Origin of the sequence: Halobacillus sp. Cin3 (assembly GCF_947311855.1) — a bacterium.
Classification (GTDB): Bacteria; Bacillota; Bacilli; order Bacillales; family Halobacillaceae; genus Halobacillus; species Halobacillus kuroshimensis.
This window is the reverse complement of sequence record NZ_CAMZMV010000001.1, coordinates 387,864-411,910: the sequence shown is the minus strand read 5'-3', so window position 1 is coordinate 411,910 and position 24,047 is coordinate 387,864. Positions and strand designations below refer to the sequence as shown.

At 46.9% G+C, this 24,047-nt stretch carries 28 protein-coding genes and 1 pseudogene; 8 read left to right on the top strand and 21 right to left on the bottom strand.

Annotation, left to right across the window (positions count from 1 at the left end; translation table 11 throughout):
• Position 1: 1 nt before the first annotated feature.
• From QMA39_RS02300 to crtI (QMA39_RS02265), 8 genes are all read right to left on the bottom strand, one after another.
• On the bottom strand, positions 2 to 937 hold the full coding sequence (locus QMA39_RS02300) for an ABC transporter permease (protein WP_027953997.1): 936 nt from the start codon (positions 935 to 937) through the stop codon (positions 2 to 4).
• A gap of 15 nt (positions 938 to 952) precedes the next feature.
• Entirely contained in the window at positions 953 to 1,777 is an 825-nt protein-coding gene (locus QMA39_RS02295; RefSeq protein ID WP_027953996.1) for a M55 family metallopeptidase, read from the bottom strand.
• A gap of 199 nt (positions 1,778 to 1,976) precedes the next feature.
• Positions 1,977 to 2,417 (bottom strand): nucleoside deaminase, encoded by a 441-nt coding sequence (locus tag QMA39_RS02290; RefSeq protein ID WP_027953995.1) that lies wholly within the window; start codon positions 2,415 to 2,417, stop codon positions 1,977 to 1,979.
• Positions 2,418 to 2,757: 340 nt separating this feature from the next.
• On the bottom strand, positions 2,758 to 2,970 hold the full coding sequence (locus QMA39_RS02285) for a hypothetical protein (RefSeq protein WP_156896441.1): 213 nt from the start codon (positions 2,968 to 2,970) through the stop codon (positions 2,758 to 2,760).
• 108 nt (positions 2,971 to 3,078) lie between these two features.
• Positions 3,079 to 3,483: a hypothetical protein gene (locus QMA39_RS02280; RefSeq protein WP_027953993.1), complete on the bottom strand. Its 405-nt coding sequence runs from the start codon at positions 3,481 to 3,483 to the stop codon at positions 3,079 to 3,081.
• Between the two features lie 68 nt (positions 3,484 to 3,551).
• Positions 3,552 to 4,388 (bottom strand): phytoene/squalene synthase family protein, encoded by an 837-nt coding sequence (locus QMA39_RS02275; RefSeq protein WP_027953992.1) that lies wholly within the window; start codon positions 4,386 to 4,388, stop codon positions 3,552 to 3,554.
• A 2-nt stretch (positions 4,389 to 4,390) separates the two neighbouring features.
• A complete protein-coding gene (gene crtI, locus QMA39_RS02270; RefSeq protein ID WP_281657894.1) occupies positions 4,391 to 5,866 on the bottom strand; it encodes a phytoene desaturase family protein in 1,476 nt (491 codons plus the stop codon).
• Entirely contained in the window at positions 5,863 to 7,347 is a 1,485-nt protein-coding gene (crtI, locus tag QMA39_RS02265; protein WP_206932384.1) for a phytoene desaturase family protein, read from the bottom strand. The genes crtI (QMA39_RS02270) and crtI (QMA39_RS02265) overlap by 4 nt, the downstream gene beginning before the upstream one ends.
• A gap of 263 nt (positions 7,348 to 7,610) precedes the next feature.
• Between crtI (QMA39_RS02265) and QMA39_RS02260 the strand changes: the two genes are divergently transcribed.
• Positions 7,611 to 7,814 (top strand): hypothetical protein, encoded by a 204-nt coding sequence (locus tag QMA39_RS02260; RefSeq protein WP_027953989.1) that lies wholly within the window; start codon positions 7,611 to 7,613, stop codon positions 7,812 to 7,814.
• A 75-nt stretch (positions 7,815 to 7,889) separates the two neighbouring features.
• Positions 7,890 to 8,012: a YjcZ family sporulation protein gene (locus tag QMA39_RS02255; RefSeq protein WP_084162986.1), complete on the top strand. Its 123-nt coding sequence runs from the start codon at positions 7,890 to 7,892 to the stop codon at positions 8,010 to 8,012.
• 335 nt (positions 8,013 to 8,347) lie between these two features.
• Here the strand turns inward: QMA39_RS02255 and QMA39_RS02250 are convergent, their stop codons facing one another.
• The 9 genes and pseudogenes from QMA39_RS02250 to QMA39_RS02210 all read right to left on the bottom strand — a co-directional run bounded on the left by QMA39_RS02250 (position 8,348) and on the right by QMA39_RS02210 (position 15,220).
• Positions 8,348 to 9,706 carry a TrkH family potassium uptake protein gene (locus QMA39_RS02250; RefSeq protein ID WP_281657893.1) on the bottom strand — a complete coding sequence of 453 codons (1,359 nt, stop codon included), beginning with the start codon at positions 9,704 to 9,706 and terminating at the stop codon, positions 8,348 to 8,350.
• A 165-nt stretch (positions 9,707 to 9,871) separates the two neighbouring features.
• A complete protein-coding gene (locus QMA39_RS02245) occupies positions 9,872 to 10,297 on the bottom strand; it encodes a YwpF-like family protein (protein WP_027953987.1) in 426 nt (141 codons plus the stop codon).
• Positions 10,298 to 10,379: 82 nt separating this feature from the next.
• Positions 10,380 to 11,393, bottom strand: a complete 1,014-nt coding sequence (moaA, locus tag QMA39_RS02240; RefSeq protein WP_281658366.1) for a GTP 3',8-cyclase MoaA — start codon at positions 11,391 to 11,393, stop codon at positions 10,380 to 10,382.
• A gap of 12 nt (positions 11,394 to 11,405) precedes the next feature.
• Positions 11,406 to 12,674, bottom strand: coding sequence for a gephyrin-like molybdotransferase Glp (glp, locus tag QMA39_RS02235; RefSeq protein WP_027953985.1), 1,269 nt, complete (start codon positions 12,672 to 12,674; stop codon positions 11,406 to 11,408).
• 576 nt (positions 12,675 to 13,250) lie between these two features.
• Positions 13,251 to 13,458 (bottom strand): annotated as a pseudogene (locus QMA39_RS02230) (transposase); the annotation flags it as partial.
• Positions 13,459 to 13,681: 223 nt separating this feature from the next.
• The gene (locus QMA39_RS02225) at positions 13,682 to 13,810 is read right to left on the bottom strand and encodes a hypothetical protein (protein WP_277988073.1); all 129 of its coding nucleotides are present in this window, start codon (positions 13,808 to 13,810) and stop codon (positions 13,682 to 13,684) included.
• Between the two features lie 117 nt (positions 13,811 to 13,927).
• Entirely contained in the window at positions 13,928 to 14,059 is a 132-nt protein-coding gene (locus QMA39_RS02220; RefSeq protein WP_277988072.1) for a hypothetical protein, read from the bottom strand.
• A 113-nt stretch (positions 14,060 to 14,172) separates the two neighbouring features.
• Complete coding sequence (locus QMA39_RS02215; RefSeq protein WP_156896440.1) at positions 14,173 to 14,313, bottom strand: hypothetical protein; 141 nt, start codon at positions 14,311 to 14,313, stop codon at positions 14,173 to 14,175.
• 370 nt (positions 14,314 to 14,683) lie between these two features.
• The gene (locus tag QMA39_RS02210; RefSeq protein WP_281657892.1) at positions 14,684 to 15,220 is read right to left on the bottom strand and encodes an HD domain-containing protein; all 537 of its coding nucleotides are present in this window, start codon (positions 15,218 to 15,220) and stop codon (positions 14,684 to 14,686) included.
• A gap of 154 nt (positions 15,221 to 15,374) precedes the next feature.
• Here QMA39_RS02210 and QMA39_RS02205 point away from each other — a divergent pair, with 154 nt between their 5' ends.
• Entirely contained in the window at positions 15,375 to 16,115 is a 741-nt protein-coding gene (locus tag QMA39_RS02205) for an SDR family oxidoreductase (protein WP_206932377.1), read from the top strand.
• A 71-nt stretch (positions 16,116 to 16,186) separates the two neighbouring features.
• Positions 16,187 to 16,519, top strand: coding sequence for a hypothetical protein (locus QMA39_RS02200; RefSeq protein ID WP_027953982.1), 333 nt, complete (start codon positions 16,187 to 16,189; stop codon positions 16,517 to 16,519).
• A gap of 69 nt (positions 16,520 to 16,588) precedes the next feature.
• Here QMA39_RS02200 and QMA39_RS02195 read toward each other — a convergent pair whose 3' ends face one another.
• The gene (locus QMA39_RS02195; protein WP_281657891.1) at positions 16,589 to 17,974 is read right to left on the bottom strand and encodes an MFS transporter; all 1,386 of its coding nucleotides are present in this window, start codon (positions 17,972 to 17,974) and stop codon (positions 16,589 to 16,591) included.
• A 155-nt stretch (positions 17,975 to 18,129) separates the two neighbouring features.
• Between QMA39_RS02195 and QMA39_RS02190 the strand changes: the two genes are divergently transcribed.
• On the top strand, positions 18,130 to 18,696 hold the full coding sequence (locus tag QMA39_RS02190) for an FAD-dependent oxidoreductase (protein WP_027953980.1): 567 nt from the start codon (positions 18,130 to 18,132) through the stop codon (positions 18,694 to 18,696).
• Between the two features lie 44 nt (positions 18,697 to 18,740).
• Here QMA39_RS02190 and QMA39_RS02185 read toward each other — a convergent pair whose 3' ends face one another.
• On the bottom strand, positions 18,741 to 20,261 hold the full coding sequence (locus QMA39_RS02185) for a BCCT family transporter (protein WP_027953979.1): 1,521 nt from the start codon (positions 20,259 to 20,261) through the stop codon (positions 18,741 to 18,743).
• A gap of 152 nt (positions 20,262 to 20,413) precedes the next feature.
• On the opposite strand from QMA39_RS02185, the gene QMA39_RS02180 reads away from it, so the two are divergent.
• Entirely contained in the window at positions 20,414 to 20,794 is a 381-nt protein-coding gene (locus tag QMA39_RS02180; protein WP_027953978.1) for an SET domain-containing protein, read from the top strand.
• A 227-nt stretch (positions 20,795 to 21,021) separates the two neighbouring features.
• Here QMA39_RS02180 and corA read toward each other — a convergent pair whose 3' ends face one another.
• Complete coding sequence (gene corA / locus QMA39_RS02175; protein ID WP_027953977.1) at positions 21,022 to 21,972, bottom strand: magnesium/cobalt transporter CorA; 951 nt, start codon at positions 21,970 to 21,972, stop codon at positions 21,022 to 21,024.
• Positions 21,973 to 22,099: 127 nt separating this feature from the next.
• Here corA and QMA39_RS02170 point away from each other — a divergent pair, with 127 nt between their 5' ends.
• Both QMA39_RS02170 and QMA39_RS02165 read left to right on the top strand, forming a co-directional pair.
• A complete protein-coding gene (locus QMA39_RS02170) occupies positions 22,100 to 22,666 on the top strand; it encodes a GNAT family protein (RefSeq protein WP_206932998.1) in 567 nt (188 codons plus the stop codon).
• Positions 22,663 to 23,196: a hypothetical protein gene (locus QMA39_RS02165; RefSeq protein WP_281657890.1), complete on the top strand. Its 534-nt coding sequence runs from the start codon at positions 22,663 to 22,665 to the stop codon at positions 23,194 to 23,196. Before QMA39_RS02170 ends, QMA39_RS02165 begins: the two co-directional genes overlap by 4 nt.
• A gap of 649 nt (positions 23,197 to 23,845) precedes the next feature.
• Here QMA39_RS02165 and QMA39_RS02160 read toward each other — a convergent pair.
• Positions 23,846 to 24,046 (bottom strand): hypothetical protein, encoded by a 201-nt coding sequence (locus QMA39_RS02160; protein ID WP_027953973.1) that lies wholly within the window; start codon positions 24,044 to 24,046, stop codon positions 23,846 to 23,848.
• Position 24,047 lies beyond the last annotated feature (1 nt).

The window sequence follows — 24,047 nt, the reverse complement described above, 5'->3', positions numbered from 1 at the left end:
ATCAACTGCTCCCTCCTTCCTTATGAAGTTTGATACGCGGGTCTAAAAAGCCATAGGCAATATCAACAAGGAACAGCATGAATACGAGAAAAGCGCTGTAAAATACGGTCGTTCCCATAATGACCGGATAGTCCCTCTGGTTGATCCCTTCTACGAAATATTTGCCCATGCCCGGAATAGCAAAGATCTTTTCGATAACAAAAGTGCCTGTTAAAATTCCTGCAAGGAGGGTCCCCATTATGGTCACGACCGGCATTAAGGCATTCTTCAATGCATGTTTTACAACGACCTTGTAGGGAGAAAGCCCTTTGGCACGGGCTGTTTTTATGTAGTCCTGGGTCAGGGTTTCCAACATGCTCGATCGAGTCAGCCTGGCGATAATCGCCATCGGCCCTGTTGCAAGAGCGAGTACAGGGAGAACCATATGAGCAGGAGAACTCCAGGTCGCTGCCGGCAGCCATTCCAGCTGTACAGCCAGCTGTTGGATCAGCATGGTAGCCAGAACAAAGTTTGGAATGGAGATGCCGAGAACAGCGATGGTCATTGCCATGTAATCAATGAGATGGTTATGTTTTAAAGCTGCAAACACTCCGAGAGCCACCCCGGATACCAGCGCGATCAGAACCGTCCAGATTCCGAGTTCAGCCGAGATAGGAAAACCCCGGCCAAGCAGTGAATTCACTGTTTCGGTCGGCTGCTTGATCGAAGGACCAAAATCAAGAGTGATGATGGATTTTAAATAGAGAATGTACTGAACAGCGAGCGGCTCATTTAGATGGTAATGCTCCTCCAAATTCTGCTGTACCGCTGCATTAGTGGTCCTTTCCTCGTTAAACGGTGATCCTGGAATCAGGTTCATGAGAAAGAATGTTAACGTAGCGATAATGAAAACGGTAACAATCATGTAAACCAAACGTTTCAATATGTATGTAACCACGCGTTTTTCCTCCCCTCAGCTTGATGTCGCCTGCATCGCAAGTTCTGTCATGACGAGCATCGCCTGGTAGGCTTCCAATAGGTGGGCTGCCTTGAAACGGACCGTTGTTGAATCTGATTCAAGCTTGGTTCCCGGCATCAAATGGGCCCATTCTGCCTGTCCATAGTTCATGAATTCAATTTTCAATTCAGGGGTGTCCGGTGATGGGAGCGGCTTTATTTCCGCCCGTTTGTCTATGGCCAGAGCAGTCCGATCCCGGAGCAGCTCACCGGCTTTTTTCGGTGTGAGGCTTTTCACAGCTGTACGGGAGATGGTTTCTTTCACAGGTGCGGTCACGATGTTCGGAACCAGGTCTTCCGCTTCAGCTGCTGCACAATCATCACCAGCCACCATCAAGACGGGCACGCCGTAGTAGCCGGCCATCAAAGCATTAAGGCCCAGTTCCCCTACGGGATTGTCGTTAATGAAAAAGTTCCGCACACCAAACGTCATGGAATGGGAAAGCACCCCTTTTTGAGCAGCTCTTGCGTGATAGCCGATAAATATCGCGCCATCGAAGCCCGCATCAAGTCCCTGAACCATGGAATAAGGTTTCACGCTTCCTGTAATAAGCGACACATCCGGATGGATTTCATCAATGAGCAGGTTATTCATTTTCGAATGACTGTCGTTGACGAGAATCTCTGTGGCCCCCTTTCGAAACGCTTCTTCAATCACATGATTCGTTTCCTGTGTCATGATTTTCCTGGCGCGTTCATAATTGTGTTTGGACGAATCGACAAAGGTGTGATCGGGAACCCCTGTAATTCCCTCCATGTCGACAGAAAGATACAGCTTCATACAGTTCTTTCCTCCTCAGTCATTATGTGTTAATATTTCTAATTTTCTCATAACTTTACCAATAAAAAGGGAAAATTTCAAGATGGAAAACGAACTATGAAATAATATTTCAAACCGCAGAATACGTCGAATCCATGGCAAAACAGCCGGTGTTCGACAAAAAGGGATGAAAAAAAACCGCCGGATTTTCCGACGGTTTTTAATCAAAAAGCTCTATTCCTTCTCGATTCAACACGTTCCCTTTCACCGATGGATGATGGGGGCTCTTTTTGAAAACGTCTTGACAGGGCACCATGATTCCCCCGCCTGTCTTCTCAGCCATCTGCTTATTTGAAGCGCTGTATACCACCCGGCGGACGCCGGCAAACACGATGGCACCAGCGCACATGGCGCACGGCTCACAGCTTGAGTACAAGGTATACTCACTCAAGTCTGTCACCCCTGTTTCGCGGCAGAACCGCCGGATTAAGGCAAGCTCGGCATGATGGGTGGGATCAGTGTTTGTATGCACCTGGTTTCCTTCCTCCATAATAACAGTACCCTCTTTCGCTAGAAGGGCACCAAACGGCGCATTTCCTTGTTTTTTAGAACGGACGGCTATTATAAGCGCCCGCTGAATCAACTCTTCATCTTTTGTCATTTTCCAATGCCTCCTGTCTAGTCCTTTTATCCCTTCAGGTGTTCCCTTTCATGCCCTTCACCACCCATTAAAAAAAAGAGACGTATGGTTTTCGTCTCTTTTCTAAAGTAATCGGATGTGTGTAATTTTAGTTTCAGGAAACTTTCTTAAATGGCTTTCCCGGGCTTGTTCCCGGTGAGCAGCAAATACGGGAACACGTTTGACTACACCAGACTTTGCCTGATAGTAGATCAAATACTTCTCCTGCATCAGGACGCTCCTTTCTATAAACAACAGATCATAGTTACAAGTATCTGCTATATTATAGAAAACTATACCTGCGGACGCCCCGGCGGATGAATCATCCGCTTTCCCTTTTTGTCCAATCGACCGCAGAACGGATGCCGCCTGACACCCCTGCGCCGGTAAGAAAGATCATCCCATAGGAGGCCAACAGAAGCGGTCCCGGAATACCGGCAGAAGCAACGGCCCCGCATGCTAAGCCGATTATGATAGCAGAGATCCATAAAACAAGAAGATTCTTCAATATCTTATGTAAGCATAGTCCTGACACGAATAAGCCTCCTGCTATCCATAACACAACCATCATATAGATCCCCCTTTTCTATGTCAATCCAGTCTTGTCCTATAAAAAAAGCAGCGGTCATTCCTTTTCCCGCTGCTAATCACGACAGCCTTCTACTGTATTACCAGTTCCAGAATTTCCCCACAGCTCATGAAAGGCCCAGTACGGACGTCCATCTTCATAGTAAAAAAGCACAGAGTTTGACTCTGTCACCAGACCTTTTCCTTCATACCGCCAGTCCATCAGCCATGCTGTTTTCAGCCTTCGGATAGCTTCAGCGTCAGTAAGGCGGGTGTGTACGGCAACAATTCTTAAAGGCGGTGCAACGGATATCCCTTTAATTTCCTTGACCGGTTCCCACAACTGTTCCATCAGACGGACTTTCTCCAACCACCGCAGACCGCGGCTTTTCTTTTTGTGCCCATCCTGTTTTTTCTGCATCCAGAAACTGATTCCCCAGCAAATGAGAAGCAGGGCACTGACTATCGATAATATTCTCACTCGGATTCCCCTCTACCAGCTTATGCGGGCATACGAAGATCCTTTCCTACATAAAAAAAGAAGCAGCATCACTGCATTTCTGCAATGATCTGCTTCTTCTGCTTGTCCGAAACGTAATTCCGGCGGCCGAACACTTGGTAATCATTTTTTCGAACGGTGGGAAGGATCGCACGATACATCTTCGCCGCTCCCCCGACAGGAGCTCTGGAATAAACCGGATAATCCGGGATGGTTTTCAAAGCCCTCTCATAATAGGTTTCTGCATCATGAGCCAGGTCCTCCCACATTTGTATGAAAGCGTCATTCACCCTTCCATTCTCCAGGTCCAGAGAGGTATAGCCATAGGATTCCATGACTTGTGTTGGTAAGTATACGCGGTCAATTTCCACATCTTCTCCTATATCCCGCAGGATGTTGGTCAACTGCATCGCATAACCGAGTTCAACAGCCCCCTGCCTTAAAGAAGCTGTACGCCCGGGAGCAATAACAGGCAGAAGCATCAGACCAACCGTACTCGCTACATGATAGCAGTAATCAAGAAGATCTTCCTTCGTCTCAATTAAGGTCGGATACAGGTCCATCCGTTGGCCCTTGATCATATCGTAGTATGGGTCGGGATCTATAGAGAAACGTCGGAAAACGTCGTCCAGAGCGAGCCAGCACGGATCATTCAGCTCAAGCTTTCCCTCAAGGAATTGGTCAAATTCAAAGGCGAACGCCTCCAGCTCCGCTTTCGGGTTCGTCCCTTCATCAACAATATCATCTACACGCCGGCAGAAAGCATAAATGGCCCAGACAGCCTTTTTCTGCTGCCTGGGCAGCATAGCGAATGCTTTGGAAAATGTCTTGGAATGTTCTTCAATAATCCTTCGACAATGATGGTATGCTTGATTCAAATCCGTCATCATTAAACACCTCGCTTGTAATTATGCCTTTTTTTGGACCCATATTGCAAATAATCTGCCAATAATTTTGCTCCCTGCATGACAATAGGGACACCACCGCCGGGGTGGACAGACGCTCCGACGGCATATACATTCCTGACCGGATAAGGCTGAAGCTGTGGTCGGAATACGCCGGATTGGAACAGGGTAGGGGCAATCCCGAAACTGCCGCCTTCAAACAAACCGTCTCTTGCCGCTTCCTCCGGAGAACGGACACGCATCCATTCGATATGGTTTCGAAGTTCAGGGAAACCACGAGCCTCCATTTCATCCAGCACGTGCTCGATCAATGCTTCTTTTCCGTTCCAGTCCACGTCCTTTCCAGCCGGTACTGGAATCAGCGTATACAATACCCCTTTTCCTTCCGGAGCCAGGGAGCCGTCGATAATGGAAGGGTGGAACGTATAAAAGGATGGTTCGTCAGGCAGCACTTTATCCATAAATACCTGTTTCATATGATGGTCGAAATCGGACGTCATAAAAAACTGGTGCATCGTGTTGTTTTGATAAATCCGGTCAAGACCCATATAGAGGAGGAGACATCCGGATGAAGCCGTATATTTTCTATTCAGACGCTTCTTCTCCGGCATCAGTTTATCCATTAATGGAAAATCACCATTCAGGATATATTCATCAAAAGAACGTGTTTCTCCATTGACGGTAATGGAAGAAGCTTCTCCTCCCTCCACCTCCACATGGCTCACTTCTGCATTCGTGTGTATCGAAACACCGCGGCGTTCCAATTCCTTCTGAATGATTTCCACAAGGTGGGCGTACCCTCCTTTGACATACCAGATCCCATGTTCATGCTCACTGTAGGAAACGAGCGAATACATTGCAGGAGACTGCTCGGGATGACCGCCGATGTACAGCGTCTGGAGTGTGTAGGCTTCTACAAGACGTTCATCGTCGAAATACGTCCGCATCATCTTCTTTACATTTTGATAAGCTTTCAGCTTCATCAGCGTTTTGATGTTCTTCCGTGAAAAGAACGTCCGTTTCTCAACAAAAGATTTTTCAAGAAACTGTGCTTTTCCCTGGAGGAACCTTGTTTTCATGTCCTGCAGGAACCGGTCGAAATGCTGTTCATTGCCTGGAAATTTCGCTTCCAGTTCTTCCTTCTGAAGAGCTGGATCTCTATGTTTCGTATAGGTGGACCCATCTTTAAAGTGAATATGATATAACGGATCACACGGTTCCATAGGAATTTCCTCTCTCGGAATTCCCGCCTCCTCCATAATAGTGAGCAGCATTTCGGGCAGAAGGACGATGGTCGGGCCCTGGTCAATCTTGAAACTGCCATGGCGCTCATAAGTTAAACGGCCGCCTAGAAAATCGTTTTTCTCAAAAATCGACACGTGCCGCTCTTCCTGTTTGGACAAGTATAAAGCGGTCACAAGTCCGCCTATTCCTCCTCCGACAATGGCTGTACGTCTCATACCGGCTCCACCTCTTTCTCTGTGATCCATCCGGTAGTGATTCGTGCCGATTCCAAAATCGTAGGAAGACCGCTTCCCGGGTGCGTTCCTCCTCCCACAAGCCAGCAGTGATCCAGCTCCTGGAATCGGTTGTGAGGGCGGAAGTACATCATCTGCGACAGTTGGTGACCAAGGCTGAACGTAGCTCCCTGATGAACAAAATGGTCTGTTTCCCATTGTTTCGGTGTCAGAACTTTTTCCACGACGATATGATCCCGAATATCTGAGAAACCGGTTTTCGCTTCTATTTCGTCAAAGACCAACTGTTTAAAGGTATCTTCCTTATCCTCCCAGTCGATTTCAGAATAATTGTTCGGTACTGGGGCCAGAATGTAAACAGCCGAATGACCTTCAGGAGCCAGTGTATCATCCGTGACACTGGCGTTATGAATATAGATGGACGGTTCATCGGATAGAACGAGGTCTTTGGTCATTTCCTCCACATTCTTCTTGTAATCTTCGGCGAACAGAATCGTGTGATGGGGCATTTCATACTTTTTGTCCAGTCCGACATAGATCATAAAAGTGGAACAGGAGAATTTTTTGTTCTCAAGCTTCTTCTTCGAATGCTTGCGGAGGACGCCGTCATCAACGAGTTTCGTCATTGCTTCGGCAAAATCGGCGTTGATGATGTATTCGTCCGCCTTAACAATTTCTCCGGAATCCAGTTCCAGGCTCGAAATGGAGTTATGGTCTGTATGGATGCGTTTTACTCCACTGTTCAAATGGATTTTCCCACCGTGTTCTTCTGTAACTGCGGCCATCGCTTTCGACAGCTGGTTCACGCCTCCAATGGGATGATAAACGCCCCATTCGTGTTCCATGTACGATAGAATGGAAAAAGCTCCAGGGCATTCCCACGGAGACATGCCGAGATATTTCGCCTGGAATGTGAAAGCTATTTTCAACTTTTCATCCGTAAAGTAGTCGGAGAGGACATCGTACACCGATTTTCCGAGTGACAACTTCGGCAGGGCTTTCAGCGCCCGTTTGGAAACATAGTCCGTCAGACGGTTATGCTTCGTCTGCAGCAGCGGCATCAGCGCCTGCATCTTCTCCCCTGTCTCCTCCATAAACCGCTCATACCCGTGTTCATTTCCAGGGAAATGTTTCTGGATGACCTCGATCATCTTCTTCCGATCGCGATACATCGGGATGCGTTTCCCATCAAACTGCAGCTCATACATTGGTGCCAGTTCTTTTAAATCGAGATAATCATGGACGTTCCTCCCTGACATCTCAAAGATCTCCTCCATGATCTGCGGCATACTTAAAAATGTCGGTCCTATATCAAACGTATATTCTCCTAAAGAAAAATGACCGTTTCTTCCTCCTACAAACGGCTGTTTTTCATAAACGTTTACGTCGTACCCTTTTGCGGCTAAGATCATAGCCGATGCAAGCCCTCCGGGCCCTGCACCAATCACAGCGATCTTTTTCATTACGTTCACCTTCTCTTATGTGACATCTGTTGTGCAATCATTATACAAAATATGTACAAAGCCGGCTATTCATTGCACTTCTTCAATGTGCCGGCCTTTTTTCCTATACACATGATGTACCCTTCTTCGTTGTTCTATAACCTACATAAGAGCATTCACATTAATAATTTTCGACACATGTGTCAAAAAACCTTCTCCTCAACCGATTTAAACTGGATAAAATCATGAGTTATGGGAAAAATACAGCCGAAGGAGGACTATCTATGTATGCAAACCAAAGAATTTCGGGACCTTATTACCCTTCTCATTCGACTCAGCATCCGCCCCATAACCAGTATAACAATGAACAGATAAACCACTGGTGCGAAGAACTCGACCAATGCAGCCATCAGCAGACGCAGCAGGCTGATGCCCTTCATCAAAGGAGCAGCATTACGAAGTTATCTCCACCGACATTTATGAACTGACCTTTCTGGGTGAATGACCATACACAAGAGCCTTCCTCTGCATAGGCTACGAATGTAACAACAGGAGGTGAGCTTATGTACGGAGGCTATCCTTACGGAGGAAGACAATGCCACAGACCTTGCTACCGCAACAACTTTGCTTTAATCGTCGTATTGTTCATCCTGCTTATTATTGTAGGTGCAGCGTTTTACTGCTGATGGGTTGGTCATAAACTGCCGGAGTGAGATCAGGCGGCCTGGCCGGTCTGAAAAGAAAGTTCGGGAACAGGAGGGTACGTCATCTCCCTGTCCCCTTTCTCCAGACTCATCCTATACCTTATTAAAAAAGAACACAGCCCACGCGCTGTGTTCTTTGTCATTTTCTGCAGCATCAAAACCGTGTTCGTTGGGAACAGCTTCCTGCTGCATGATCGGTGCCGTGGACGATTTCCACGGTTTCCATAAAGAACAGGAGTAGAGCTTGAATCCGGCTTTGAACCTGTTCTTCCACCGGGCACGATGAATTTGAATGCCCCAGCCATACTCATATTTTTTTATCCAATGATGATTCTTTCTCTCGGATAATGGTAATTTCCCCTGGCATCATTTTTCTGGAACGTAAATAAGAATGTCAACAGACCTATTCTTCCTAAGAACATAAGGAGCATTAACACACACTTTCCGAACGTTGTCATTCCAGGGGTGATCCCGAGGGACAACCCGACTGTTCCGAATGCCGATGTTACTTCAAACACAAGTTCATTCAGAGTAAATGGTTCTGTAATCGTTAGTGTAATCACAGCGCTCAGGCAGACAAATAAAGCAACAATCAAAACGACTACAGCTTTATTCAAGTCTGCTGGATGAACCTCACGACGGAAAATACGGATGTTATTTCCTCCGCGGGCAAAAGTGAGCACAAAAATGACTACGAGTGCAAAGGTCGTCGTTCGAATCCCGCCTCCGACACTGCTTGGAGACGCACCGATAAACATCAGCGAGGACATGAACAACTGGGTCTGCTCTGTAAACTGGTTGATATCCAGCGTGGATAAGCCACCGCTCCGTGTGGTGACGGATTGAAAGAGCGCATAAAAGAATATTTCATGCCATGTCTTACCAGCAAAGAAATGATTGAATTCAAGCAGGACAATCATGATTGTGCCGAACACAACCAAGACAAAAAATGTCAGGGTTGTAAGCTTGGCAAACAAGGAAAAACGAATCGTTTTCTCCTCCTGGTTTTGGAGGAGGTACTGCTTTACTTCAATTAAGACGGGAAAGCCGATCGCCCCTGCTATAATTAAAATCATATTAATGAACTGGACAAAGTAGTCGTCCTTAAAGATAACGAGTGACTGCCCTGTAATGTCAAAACCACCGTTGGTCATGGCACTGATCGTCCCGAAAAATCCTTGAAGATAAGCTTCCCCGGGATCGAAATACTGGAGGTAGTACGTCCCCAGCACTAAAAATCCAATCAATTCGATTAAAAGCACAACGAGGACAATTTCCTTCACAAGCCGTACCATTCCCTGGAAGGACGTCTGATTCTGATCGGTCATGATCAAACGCCGTTCCTTCAGGCCGATCTTCTTCCCGAGGACAAGCCAGATCAGTGTTCCAAGCGTCATGACTCCGATCCCGCCAAGCTGCAGGACGATTGCGAGGATGAAAATGCCCGGTGTACTGAATGTCTCGGCTGTAGGAACTGTCGTCAACCCTGTTACGCTGACAGCACTGACAGCTGTAAATAATATATCAATAAAGTCCAACTTCACGCCGTCCTGGTGAGCTACAGGCAGAGCGATTAAGATGGAAGATATGGTCACAGCGAGCAGGTAATACACTGCAATCAACTGAAATGGTGTTAAATCGTTAAGCCATCGCAGGCCTTTTCTTCTCACCCACATACTAAAACTCCTTTTGATGCTGCTTTTTCTGTTCGATGATGACCATCATTCATAGTATAGCAGGATAATCGACATAATACTTCCATGATTTATGAATTTACAAAAGCTGATAAAAGGAGCACATAGAAGGCGTCTGGGGGATCCCAGACGCCTCTGTCCGTTCAATTAAGCTTTCGATTCGCTGCCTTTCTGCTTGAACTGCTCCAACAGATCATCCCCTTGATACCCTTCATCAAGCAGCTGTTTGAGCACTTTTTCAACCTGTTCCTGTTGACGGTCCATCATCGTTCCCATGAAAATGACATTCATTGAACCACCAATTTCATTAAAATCAATCGGTTTGACCATAAACGTAGCGGGACGGTTCGTCTGTTTCGTAATCTTCGCCTGGATAATAATCTCATCCCCGTTCCGGTACATATCCTCAAAAAAGGAACGGTAGCTGCTATCCATATAGGCTTCAATCACCCAGCGCCCGTGATCATCTTCACGGTTGATAATTAAACCATCCTGCAGCTTGATTCTCCGCTGCGTAATGTCTTCGTTCTTCTCTTCGACAATGTCCAACGAAATCAATTTAAAGGTTTTCATCCGAATGACCTCCGGGATTCATCATTATAACTCATTATAGAGGAAAAGCAGGGGGTGAGAAAAGCCTGAATCTTACTTTTTTCTATCCGCCGATGTAGGACATTTCAATTTTCCGCTCTTTCATCGGTTTTCCCCGGGCCCTGTCGGCCGAGTATTGATCGGCACGTCCTTCCCATACAGCCATCAAATAATCGGTCAGGTCCTCGTCACTCCAATCCTCCCGCAGCCGTCCACGAAGATCGTATCCTGAATCCGCAAACAGGCAGGTGTACAACTGCCCGTCTGCTGACAAACGGGCTCTCGTGCAGCTGGAGCAGAATGCTTCAGTAACCGATGAAATGATGCCGATTTCTCCTGCTCCATCCTCATATTGATAACGGGAGGCCACTTCTCCGTAATAATTAGCTTCTGCCGGAATTAACGGCATCTCCTCATGAATAGCATCCACGATTGCTTTTTTTGATACGACGGCATCCATATTCCATCCATTATGGTTTCCGACTTCCATGAATTCAATGAATCGAAGGTTGTCCCCTGTCTTTTTAAAGTAGCGGGCCATCGGAAGAATCTGATCTTCATTCATTCCGTTTTTTACAACCATGTTTATTTTAATTCCCAGTCCAGCCTTTCTCGCAGCTTCAATTCCACGAAGGACCGGATCCGTATGAACCCCTCTGCCGTTGGTTTTCTTGAACACTTCATCTTCAATGGCGTCAAGACTGATATTTACCCGGTCAAGTCCTGACGCCTTCAATTTTTCTGCCTGTTTCACAAGCATAACCGCATTCGTCGTCAAGGCGATATCTTTGATTCCGTCAATTTCCCGGATACGGCGGATGAGTACATCCAAATCCTTTCTGAGCAGAGGTTCCCCTCCGGTCAGGCGGATCTTTTCGACACCGAATTGGGCAAAGATGTGTACAAGACGTATGATCTCATCAAAGCTAAGCCGCTCTTTTTCCGGCATAAATAGATAATCCGGTCCAAAAATCTCGGCAGGCATACAATAGCTGCAGCGGAAATTGCATTTATCAATAACAGATATCCGCAGATCTTTAATCGGCCTTCCTAGTCGGTCTATGATACGGGAATCGATAGGATCACCCCTTTAAAATTGTGTTTGACCCGTCTGGTCTTCCAAAAGGACGGCTTCCACCATGTCCCCTTTGCTGTACCCCCTTGTACCGCCTCTTAAGACGATGAACACATCGGTATGGGCCAGTGAGGTCACAACGGCTGATTTATCCATGCCGGCGGGATAAACGACGACCTTTCCCTCTTCGTAGTGCAGTTTCCCACGGACGAACCTCATAAATGGATTGGCTTTCTTGAAATCCTGACCAAGAACTGCCTGCACCCGGGTGTGATAAGGACGTGTGTTCCCCATAAAATGCTGAAGGATCGGATGGGCAAATAATTCATACCCGACATAGCAGGCTGAAGGATTTCCACTCAGTCCATACAGCACTTTTCCGTGATGCTCAGCGACAGTTGTGACACTCCCTGGTCTCATCGCCACCTTATTGAATAGAACTTCCGCACCCAGTTTTTCGTATATGTCCGGCATCAGGTCATAATCCCCGACAGAGACGCCCCCCGTTGTAATCAATACATCGTAATCTCCAAGAGCGCTGGATACCGCTTCATAGCACGAGTCAAAATCATCATCCAGTTTTCCTAAGTATGTACAAGCTGCTCCGGACCTCTCCAGCTGGGCCTGAATCATAGATGCATTGGAATTGCGGATTTTCCCAGGTTCCATAGGTTCATCCACTTCAAGGAGTTCTGTACCTGTGGCAAAAACACCTACCAAGGGTTTCTTATATACGCTGATTTCAGAATAGCCGAACGTCGCCAGCAGGGCTCGCACACCCGGGTTAATTTTAGATCCTTCCGGTACGAGCACTTCTCCCTGCTCTGTTTCCGAACCCTTCTGGATCACATTCTGCCATGCATCCATCCTCCTCTTGAGCGTCATAACCGGGTGCCCTGTTTGATCCTCCCCAGTGGTGCAGATTTCGAACATAGCTACGCAGTCCGCCCCCTGTGGGATTTCAGCACCTGTCATAATTCTGACGGCCTCCCCCGGCCGCAGTTCCCTTGAAGCCCGGTGTCCTGCAGCCACCGTTTCAATAACCCGGAACGTTCCCGGATTTTCACGGGACAGGTCTTTTGTATCCGCTGAGCACAAGGCAAATCCGTCGTAAGGGGATTTATGAAAAGGAGGTACGGCATGAGTGGCAGATACATCTTCTGCCAGCACTCGTCCACCACTTTCATGAAGGTGTTTCCTTTCTACTCCGCCCTTCCGTTTGTACTGCATTACTCTTTCCACTGCTTCAGGGACGGGAAGAGGTGTTCTATGTAAATGTGCCATATGTTTTCTTTCCTTTCTGTCACCCAGTAAAATGGATACTCTCCTTAGAACATAAAGCATTTTTCCAACTTTTTCAAAGATTGTCGAATGTAATCATTTTTTCCCTTTACAGACGACTCTGAAACATAAGGACAGCACATGTTCTTCTCATGGACGTTACGCAAAGAATCGAATATGGAAGCGTTTTGGAGTGACGGGCCTGCTGCGGATGTATCCACCGATAAGCCCCCCGGACAGGATACGGTGAAAGGTGTTCCATAAAGGATTACCCGTCACCTATAAAAATTCAAAGAGATCATCAATAACGTGTACGATGAGGCACGCCTGTCCAGACTTCACGGAAGAATAACAAAATCCCTTGGCAGCTTGTAGAGAAACCCCTGTTTCTTTACAAGCTTTTTTCTTTCTTACCGCCAGGAGCGAAAGCCCCTTCCCTTTCCGCGGACGAGCGCCCGAGCTTCCTCGCAAAACCCACGCTCGGCGATCTCGGACCACTCGTTCTTCCGCAGGAGTGGAAGGGGCTTTCGCTCCTTGGGGTTTTTTTAACATCGAAGCAACATTAGTTTAAATCTGTCATTGTAAATCACGTTCGGAACGGATGCCATAAAAATAACCGATGAACATCATTTTGAATAATACATGAGGACCAAGGGAAGGAATCCCATTGTCTTCAGAATAGCGGGGACGTACTTTTTCGGGGGATACAAGAGAAATCTAGGTATTGGTTGATCTTACGGAGTAAGTGATTTTCCGAGACAAGCTCTTCTATAGTTGCGATTTCCATTCCATTTTGTCGCTCTATTCTTGACTGAAACAAAAAATCACCGCTTATACAGATTCTAATTTTTAGGATATCAAATGAACAAGGTGAAAAATAAAAGAAATCAGAAAAAAACAAGGCTGTCGAGACTTTCTCGACAGCCTTGTTTTTATTGTTTATCCATAAGAAAAAGGAAGTCGGGAAATTTCCCGACTTCCTCCGGACAGCTCGTGCTGTCATTTTTCAGTTAGATGGGATCATAGACATTGACTACGTGGTTCACGGCTGTTTCACCCTGGTCTTTACCACGTCCTCGTTTACGTTCTGCCTGTTTCTTTTTGCCTGTTTCAGCAAGTTTCTTATTCCCTGAAGCCATCTCGACTCCCTCCCATCGTCCTTATTCTTCACCGCACTACACTTCAATATGATGTTAAAATCAGGATTCACTGCCAGGCACACTATAGAAAAAACCCCTGCTGGGCAGGGGTTTTTTCTATATGTGGTATTTGGATTTCACATCATTGATCTTTTTCCCAATCGTGCGGGCACGTTGGATGGAATGATCAACGTTTTTACGACTGGTCCGTTCAATAACAATCGTAAACATCAGCATATTTAATCTCATCGTTCTACCTCCTCTTTGTAATGAGGCTAATCCGTATCCTTCTCCGCATTGAACCAGCTCATGAAGACCATCTTGAATGTTTGTGTCATTGTTTATTCTCCTCCTTCTTGTTTTTACACGTAGCGGTTAAAAGCGGATGATTTACGGTCGAGCCATTCGTCTTTGACTGTGGGGTGGTACCCGGGAAGCGGCTGCAGCCGCTGCTGTGTCTTTTTGGTTACATGAATCGTAAACAGAAAAAAATGAATCGTCATAGTTTTCAACTCCTTCATAAATATAGTGTAATTTTATATCAAAAGAGTAAAATTACTCTTTGACAGCATAAGAAAAAGCCGCAGGAGGGCTGCGGCTTTTCAACATTCAAATCCATTAAAAAAGCCACAGGAATACAATATGCACCTCCTGCGGCTATCATGATTCATTGTAGGTAAAATAGTCGTTGGTCTCAGATATGATTCCGAGCGCAGGTCGATGGTATGAAATTATTCAGGTAAACCGTCATTGTGTTTTTCATGATTTCCGACCTCGCTTTCTGAGAATTTTTTCTTACAATGGAAAGTATATAGGACCTTTTTCCAATTGTAAACCTTTTTTGTGTAAATCATTTGACTTTTCTGAAATGCTTTATACAGATTCAGGATTCCTCTCATCGAAAGAGGCTTCGATTTTCTGGTCCAGTTCGTGCAGGCGTTTCAATGCTTCACTTTTATCCATTTCCTTATAATGATGCAGCCCCATCGGCTGTTCATCTTTTTCATCGGCCTTCGCGACCACCTGCTGGAGCGGGGTTCTTTTTTCATCCAGTCCAAACGGAAGGTAGCTGTCCGTATGCAGAAGAACAGCGACGGATACTTCCTTCGCGGTCAGCCGGTCTTCTCCAAGCCGGATCAGCAGTTTATGAGCTCTCTCTGCACCTTTTATGGCATGGATGTCATGACGGCGGTATTCATCATAATCCCATTTCCCATCCCTGTACCATTCATAGTGCCCCATATCATGAAGCAGAGCTGATTTCGCTGCAAGATCTGGATCCACTCCTTTTTCAACTGCCATATCAAACGCATAACCTGCTACGGTGACCGCGTGATGGATGCCTGAGCGTTGAAGATACTTTTGTGTTATTCTGTGCTTAAATACATCTACAAGGGTAACACGAGTCATACGATCACCTCCGTCAATTTCCAGTCTCTCCCAGATGGGGTGGTCTATACGGGAGAGAACGTGCATTCTTTTGTTAAAAAAAAGCTTATCATGAGGCTTGCTTTTGAACAAGGCTGAAAAGCTATTCCAATCTAGAGAAAAAGGTGGACAACCCATGAGCGAACGGAATGAAACCGTCCTGATCACAGGTGCGGCAGACGGTATTGGTTTTGGAACAGCAAGATTTTATGCGGAAAAAGGCTTTCAGGTCATCGGGGTGGATAAGGACCGGGAAAAAGGAAAAGAAGCACTCGAAAGTCTCCCGGGCGGAAGAGGCGCTTTTTACTATTGTGATGTCAGTGACCCGGATAGTACAGCGGAGCTTTTTCAACAGTTGAATGAAGACAGCCGTTCCTTTTCGATCCTTATCAATAATGCTGGGGAAAGCACTTTCACATCCATGTTCGAGTTGTCTGTGGACGATTGGGACCGGGTACTGAATACCAACCTCCGCAGCGTATTTCTCTTTTCCAAGCTCGCTGCAGCTCTTTGGAAAAAGAATGGGACGAAAGGAAGAATCGTAAATATGGCTTCCACGAGAGCTTTGATGAGTGAACCGGACTCAGAAGCCTATGCAGCCAGCAAAGGCGGCATTACAGCACTGACTCATGCCATGGCCTCTTCCCTGTCACCGTGGTCCATCCGGGTCAACTGCATCAGCCCTGGCTGGATCCACACCGGCCGGGAGGAGCTGACAGAAGCGGACCACCTCCAGCATTTATCCAATCGCGTTGGCCGGACGATGGATGTGGCGAAAGCCTGCTTTTACCTGACCGATCCGGAGAACGATTTTGTGAATGGGGAAAACCTTGTGGTAGATGGTGGAATGACACGGAAAATGATATATGAAGAGTAAACGCGTCGATGTTTAGTATAAACAGCTCCAGGGTAACGTTATATCAACAAACTAATACGGAGGTGACGACAGTGAATGAGCTGTCTTCTTACCAGATTCAGTTGAATCGTCCCTTGAAAACGAATGAAATCATGAAGGTGCACCATACCGTCAAACAGCATGGATGCGACTTATACATTCATCAGAATCAATTGATTGCAGATGCCGGACACCTTCCTAAAATGCTGTCCTTTTTCCTTTTCATGAATATAGATGACCCGTTCGTGCTGATCATCGACGGCCGCTGTGTGGAAGATGTGTACGACGAAATCACCACATTTCTTGACGACACCATCGTAAACAGTGTCTGCCGCAGGAAATACAGTTCTTCCATGGTCACAGACGAAACATCCATCCCTGTGTAAACAGGCATACTTACCGAATTATGCAATCATCACTTTTTTTATCATACAAACTGAAAAAGAACCCGCTCCTTATAAGGAGGCGGGTTCTTCTTGTGCTGCCGGCTTTCTCGTTTTGTTGTAATTCCACCTGAATTGAATCAATCCAACGGCAATGATGACAGCAAATACTAAAAAGACGTTACTGTAAATGGCTGTGTTCCCGTTAAATCCAAGCACGTTTATAGGCTGGAAAGGGTCATACAGATCCAACGCTTTACCGATGACCGCTCCACTTAAAGCTCCTGAGACAAAGTTCAAGAGATTAAATACACCCATCCCGACACCTGTTTCATTTTTATGAAGCAGGTTGGCAAGAATATCGGCGGAGGAAGCCTGAACGAGCGGGAAGCTCATGTATGAAATAATAATAGCGGCACTCAACACATACGGATGGGCACCGACAAGTGTAGACAGAACGGTAAAGCCTGTAATCAACAGCGTTAAGGCCAGATAAAGGACAAAGGTATTCCCTTTGGAATCGACAAGGTTTCCGCCCTTCTGCCCCATCAGGGCCGCACTGACCGCACCAGGGAAAAGAATCAGACCAATCGTCATCGTATCCATCTGGTAGGCATCCCTGAACATGATCGGCAGCATAAACATCATACCGAACAAGCAGACAACGCCTAAAAAGCTCGTAACGATTGTCGCTGTGTATTTGACATCCTTAAACAGATGAGGCGGGATAAACGGTTCATCAATCGCCTTCATTCTCCAGAGGTTCAAGGCAAAAAACAGTGCGGACACAGCAAAAAGCCATGTCACTCCGAGCGTAATTGCCAGAAGAAGGGTAGAGATGAAACCTCCGATCAAACCAGCACCCACGTAATCGATATATCCCTTCTTCGCTTCTTCCTGAGGCAGATTCTTCCTCAAGAACGGCAGGGTTACGATAATCAGCGCTGATGTCAGGAACAAGTAGCGCCAATCAAGGAAGCCAGCGATAAATCCTCCGGCAATCGGACCGATCCCCGATGCAAAAGCCATGACCGAAGATACAATCCCGAGTACTTTTCCGCGTTCATTCGGAAAATATCGGATGGGAGCCAGAAAGACAAGCGCCGGAATCATCGCACCTCCAAGAGCTTGAATAACACGGGCCATGAGGACCATGGCATAGTTTTGGGAAAAGAAACCGAACAGAGACCCTACGGCAAAAACCGTAAGTCCGAACGTAATCAGCGTCCTGTACGGATAATAGTCAGCAAGTTTGCCGTAAGTAAGAGCCCCTACAGCGTAAACCATAATATATCCAGTCATTACCCAGCTGACTTCTGACGGCATCAGCTGGTACGTTTTAGCGATATCCGGAACGGCAATGTTGAACATTGTCCCGTTCATCACAGACATCATCATGACCGCACAAAGAGAGATCAGTAATCCCCTCGGATTGCGGACCGTTTGTTCTTCACTCATGATCTCTCCTCCTTTTATTTCGCATTCCGAAATGAATCATACGTGACATCTATGGATAAAGCAACGGGGTTGCTCATAAAATATGAAATTTATTTTTTCCAATCATTCCGATATAATTGAATTGTCTACCAATTTCTTGTAAAGGAGTGACAGGCATGTACGATATTGCGATCATTGGTGCCGGTCCGGCCGGGGCCGGAGCTGGTCTATTTACAGCGAAAGCAGGTAAAAAAACGCTCGTCCTCGACCACGGAAAGAGCATAACCGCAAAAGCCTGGGTCGAGAATCATTATGGGGTGGACGCCATAGAGGGTCCGGCCCTTCTTGAAACGGGGCATCAGCAGCTGAAAAAATTCGGAGCGGAGTTGAAATCTGAAGAAGTCACTGATCTCTTCTTTAAGGATGGCGCTTATTATGAAATCACAACCTCGGAAGGCAGCTATCAGGCGGAACACATCCTTTTTGCTACAGGAATGTCCGTGAAGGCGGCTGAACAGCTTGGCATAAAAACAACGGATGGCACCGAACCACGGGTGGCTAAAATTATAGAAACAGACCAGCACGGGCGTACGTCCCTCCCGAAAGCATGGGCAGCGGGGACAGTTGCTGGAAAAAGTGTACACACCATCATTACGGCCGGCCACGGTGCAGAAACAGCTGTAAATATCATCAGCGAATTGAACGGAAAACGGTATGTCGATCACGATATTCTAAAAAACTAAACAAAGACGGAACCCCACAGCCCTTTACCGGCCGTGGGGTTCTTTTATTTATCTTTATGCGGCGGGTTGAACCGGCCGACGCCCAGTTCCCGGCCCTCCTTATAAATCGCCTTGATAAAGCTGATAACCATCAGCAGCATAATTATGGAAAACGGCAGAGCCGCAATGATCATCGTGTTCTGCAGAGCCTGCAGGCCTCCCGTGTATAGAAGAGCAACCGCTGTTGCGGAAAGAAGCACGCCCCACGTCAGCTTGATGGAAGTTCCCGGTGTCTCCGATCCCCCTGTCGTCATCATCCCGAGTACAAATGTCCCGGAGTCCGCAGAGGTAATGAAAAAGGTTGCCACAAGCGTCATTGCTGTAATGGAGGCAATCCAGCTGAGCGGGAGATTTTCAAATACTCCGAACAAGGACTCCTCAGCTGCCAGTTCAGATATCATACGAAGACCGCTGTGCTCCATATCAATGGCTGTTCCTCCGAATGTAGAAAACCAAAGAAACCCAATGATGGATGGAACAATCAAGACCGTAAAAACAAATTCCCGGATGGTCCGGCCTCGGGAAACCCTTGCGATGAATACACCGACGAACGGACTCCACGCGATCCACCAGGCCCAGTAGAACAATGTCCACGCGTCAATCCAGTCTCTCGTCTCGGCATTTAACGGAGCAATCCGGAAGCTCATCATCGGTAGATTCTGCACATACGTACCAATCGAGTTCGTAAATAAATTCAATATAAACATCGTCGGTCCAAGGATGAAGACGAGCAGGAACAACAGACTCGCCAGTCCCATATTGGCATTACTGAGAATTTTAATTCCTTTTCCAAGTCCTGACCAGGCGGAAATCATGAACAAGACTGTCACGACAGCAATAATGATGAATTGGACAAGAATGCCGGATGGAAGATCAAACAAATACGAAAGACCGCCGTTTATCTGAACGGCACCAAACCCAAGGGTGGTTGCAACCCCGATTACAGTAGCGATGACAGCCAGAATATCGATGACCTGACCGAAAGCCCCCTTCGCTGCTTTCTCGCCGATCAGCGGCTTTAGGGTCGCACTGATCAGCCCCGGCTGTTCATGACGGAAATTAAAATAAGCGAGGACAAGAGCAACGATGCCGTAAATCGCCCACGCATGGATGCCCCAGTGAAAGTACGTAAAGCGCATAGCATCCTTGATGGCCTGCTCGGTTCCCGTCTCTCCTGTCGGCGAACTGACGGCATAATGACTGATCGGCTCAGCAGTCCCCCAGAATACAAGCCCGATTCCCATCCCTGCACTGAACAGCATCGCAATCCAGGTCGGACGGGAAAATTCCGGCTTATCGTCCCTCTTTCCGAGCTTGATCCTCCCCAGAGGTGTTACTAAGAAAGATAGACAGACGAGAAGAAACAAGGTGACAACAATTAAGTAATACCACCCGAGGGTGTCGGCAATGAGTGTTTTTATGGATGAGGTCGTCTGCTCAAGCGCGTCCGGCCATATGACTCCGAACACGACCAGCACAAGCATAATAGCAGCGGATACTTTGAACACCATGTTGTATTTTTTCAGCAACGGGAATGCTCCTCCCTTGATTTGATGAGTCACGCATAGTATCCAACCGCTTGATTTTCTTATTCTTTAAAAAGGGAAAGTTGTATTTTTCCCTTGGACCTGTCAGACTAAGGAAGAAGACCGCTCAACAGAAAGTGCAGGTGAACGAAATGATCGAAGTACGGACTTCCACACTGGAAGACGACGAACTGGGACGCGGAATGTTTGCCGTCCGTAACATTCAAAAGGACGAATTGATCCACAGGGCACCGGTTATCCCCTACCCGAATGAAGAACACGAGCATATTGAAAAAACGATGCTCGCCGATTATGCCTTTGAATACGGAGAAAACCATACCGCCTTCGTCCTTGGATACGGAATGATGTTCAATCATTCTTATAAACCGAACGCGAATTATGTTATTAATTTTGATACGCATACGTTTGACTTTTATGCTCATACAGATATCAAAGCGGATGAAGAAATCTTCATTAACTATAACGGTTTCGTCGACGACGACGAACTGCTCTGGTTCGATCAGGAAGATTAAAGACAAAAGCGCCTGGAGATTATCTCCAGGCGCTTTTGTCGTTTATCGAGGCCGGCGTTCTTCCATATCAATGGAGATTTCCAAAGGGTTCCACATGCTCTCATCTCCTTTGTTTTGTGGTTATCTCCAGTATAGAACGCCCCCATCATTTCCTTAACGGCCGGACGAGTGAACTTTTCTCCTCCTTAAGACGGAAAAAAGACGGAGATTCACCCTCCGCCTTTTTCTTAATCAAACCAGCCTTTATTTTTGAACCAGAAGAACATGCTTGCAGCAACGCCGATCATAATAATCCAGACGATCAGGTAGCTGTATTGAAATCCAAGCTCCGGCATATGTTGAAAATTCATGCCATACACACCGACAATGAACGTCAAAGGCATAAAGATGACACTGATGACAGTCAGGATCTGCATCGTCCGGTTCGTCTCATGGGAGTTCAATGACATATAGCTGTCCCGGATATCCTGAGTCATTTCCCTGTTGGACAAAATCATATCCGCCACTTTGATCAGGTGGTCATGGATATCCGCGAAGTATTCCCTCCGCTCAAACACCCCGTCCAAATGATGAGAGTTCAAAATCCGGTACAAAAGATCACGCATCGGGTGAACCGTCTGCCTTAACGTCAACAGCTCCCCCCTCCTGTCAAACAACTGCTCCAACAGTGTTTCCATCGACAGGTTTTTCGTGTTGTCCTCAATATCATTGATATGATCCTCAATTCTGTAAATGATCGGGAAATAGTTGTCGACCACTTTATCCAGAATCTGATGAAAGATATAATATTCATCCACCTGGGTGAAATCGCGCGTCCGTTTTACGATATTATGCGCTTGATCAAGGGGGCCGTTCTTTTCCTTATGAAAGGTGACGATGGAACATTCCCCGAGAAAGATATCCACTTCCTTCCGTTCCAATGTCGTGCTGTCGACTGAATGGATGACGAGAAAGGTGTGGTCATCATAATAATCCAGCTTCGGCCGCTGCAATCCATGGAGGCAGTCCTCCACGGCGAGCGGATGAAAATGGAAATCTGTTTCCAAACGCTTCACTTCATCTTCCGTCGGGGCTTCAAAATCCACCCAGTACCAATCCCACTGCTGTTGATGTAGGTCATCCACCGATAACCCTTCCTTCAGGCCGTTTTCTTTTGAATAGGCCATAACATGAATCATCTTCTCACCTGCCCTGCTTATGTACGTTTCCTTATTTTAATTCCACACTTCCATTTTTTCAAACAACTCTCTTCAATTATGGTACGATGGAAAAAAGTGTGATCGGAGGGGGATACGCTTGCCAAAACTGAATAAGGCACTGAAACTGACAAGTCAGCTCGTTACACTTCGAAGTATTGAAGAAGAAGATATACCCATTCTTTACCCTTTAATTTATGGGAAAAACGCGGAATGGAAAAAATGGGATGCTCCTTATTACCCTCTGGAGCCCCACACAATGGACAGCTATAGAAGTCATGAGTACGCCAGAAAGCGCAGGCTCGCCCCCGATGAACCCGATTCCAGATTGATCATTGAAGTGAACGGGGTCATCATCGGCACCGTTTCCTATTACTGGGAGCACAAGCCTTCGCTGTGGCTTGAGGTCGGCATCGGTATATACAACCCTGTCTACTGGAACGGCGGCTATGGATCAGAAGCGCTCAAGCTTTGGATCGGGCATTTATTCGAGAACCTCCCACTGGCCCGGGTAGGTCTTACAACGTGGTCGCGGAATGAACGAATGATGCGTGTCGGGGAGAAGCTGGGGATGAAAATTGAAGGAAGAATGCGGAAAGTCCGTATCTATCAGGGTGACTATTATGACTCTATCCGCATGGGAGTTCTTCGGGAAGAGTGGCAGCACCAAACATGAATCGATGGAAACTGATCAGTGCCGTTCTCCTTTTCACAACACTCCTCTCTTCCTATCTGGCATTTGATTTCAGCCGGGCGGATGAAGTGGATGAATTTTCAGCAGCCGCCGCTGAATCCGTCATTAAAGAACTCCCCTTTATGTTGGAAGATGTAGCGATCAGCTTTGAATCCTACCACAACCAGGACTCCGGAGAGGCGGGATCCCAAACGAGGACGGCCCTTTTGACCAAAAGTCTGCAGCGGTTGACAGGAAACCAGCGCCTCTTAAATACGGCCGAACGTTCAGCCCTGCTTGAAAAGGGATGGTTCAAAGAGTACAACAATGCCCTGTTCACTCTGAATGGAATCATCACCAACCATTCCTTCGAACAGAAGACAGATGCAGACAACAGAGCATTTGTGTCCTCATTACGAACGCTGAAGGAAGAAATCGAAACGTTGGTGAACGATCCTTCTTTTTCCATACAAAATCCATCGCAGCTCGACAAGTTGACCACAATCATCCAGCAGTTTAATGAAAACTACTAAGTTAGAGGCCGCGCCCGCAACAGGTGCCCACCGAAAAGGCTAAGCTGCACGATAAAACAAGTCCTTTTTCTACAAGCTTTTTTCTTTCTTACCGCCAGGAGCGAAAGCCCCTTCCCCCTTCCGCGGACGAGCGCCCGAGCCTCGCAAAACCCACGCTCGGCGATCTCGGACCACTCGTTCTTCCGCAGGAGCGGAAGGGGCACCGCTCCTTGGGCGTTCTTTAAAAATGAAAAAGACTCTCCTTCACCCAGCTCATCGTCGCTGGATGGAGGACAATCTTTTTCATATTCCGGCAGGCACCCGTCATCCCTGCCTGTTCTTTCCCTTTTTTCCACGCAAGCGCCAATAGCGCAGCCCATGCCGTTCTTTTGAATCTGCGAACCTGCTTAGTGCGCAGTCTCTCTCCTCTATATTCTAACGTCGGCACGAGGAGCGTTCGGTGGTGATGCCTGCAGGAACAGCACGGGCCGAAGATCCACTTGGGCAGGGGGCCTTCCTGACCAAGTCAGCTGAGGGCGTACCCGCGGCATTCATCGACCGATAAGCGGAAAGTGACCCTTCACATGACAAATGGAAAACTCTAACTGGTTACCACAGACTTTTTCTACAGCCAAAAAAGGAAGGCTGTTTACCAGCCTTCCTTTGGTTATCATTCTTTGTGATTCCATTCACGGATGAGCAGATCCAGCTTTTCTTCTATCCTGTCCAGCCTATCCTTCTTTTTCCTCGATGTAATGACAAAAGAAACCACACCAACGACAGCAGCGGCGAGAATCAGAAAAAACAAGCCCTGGACAAGCAGGTCTCCTATAAGAATACTTCCTGCCCCGAGTACCCCTGTTTCACTCATT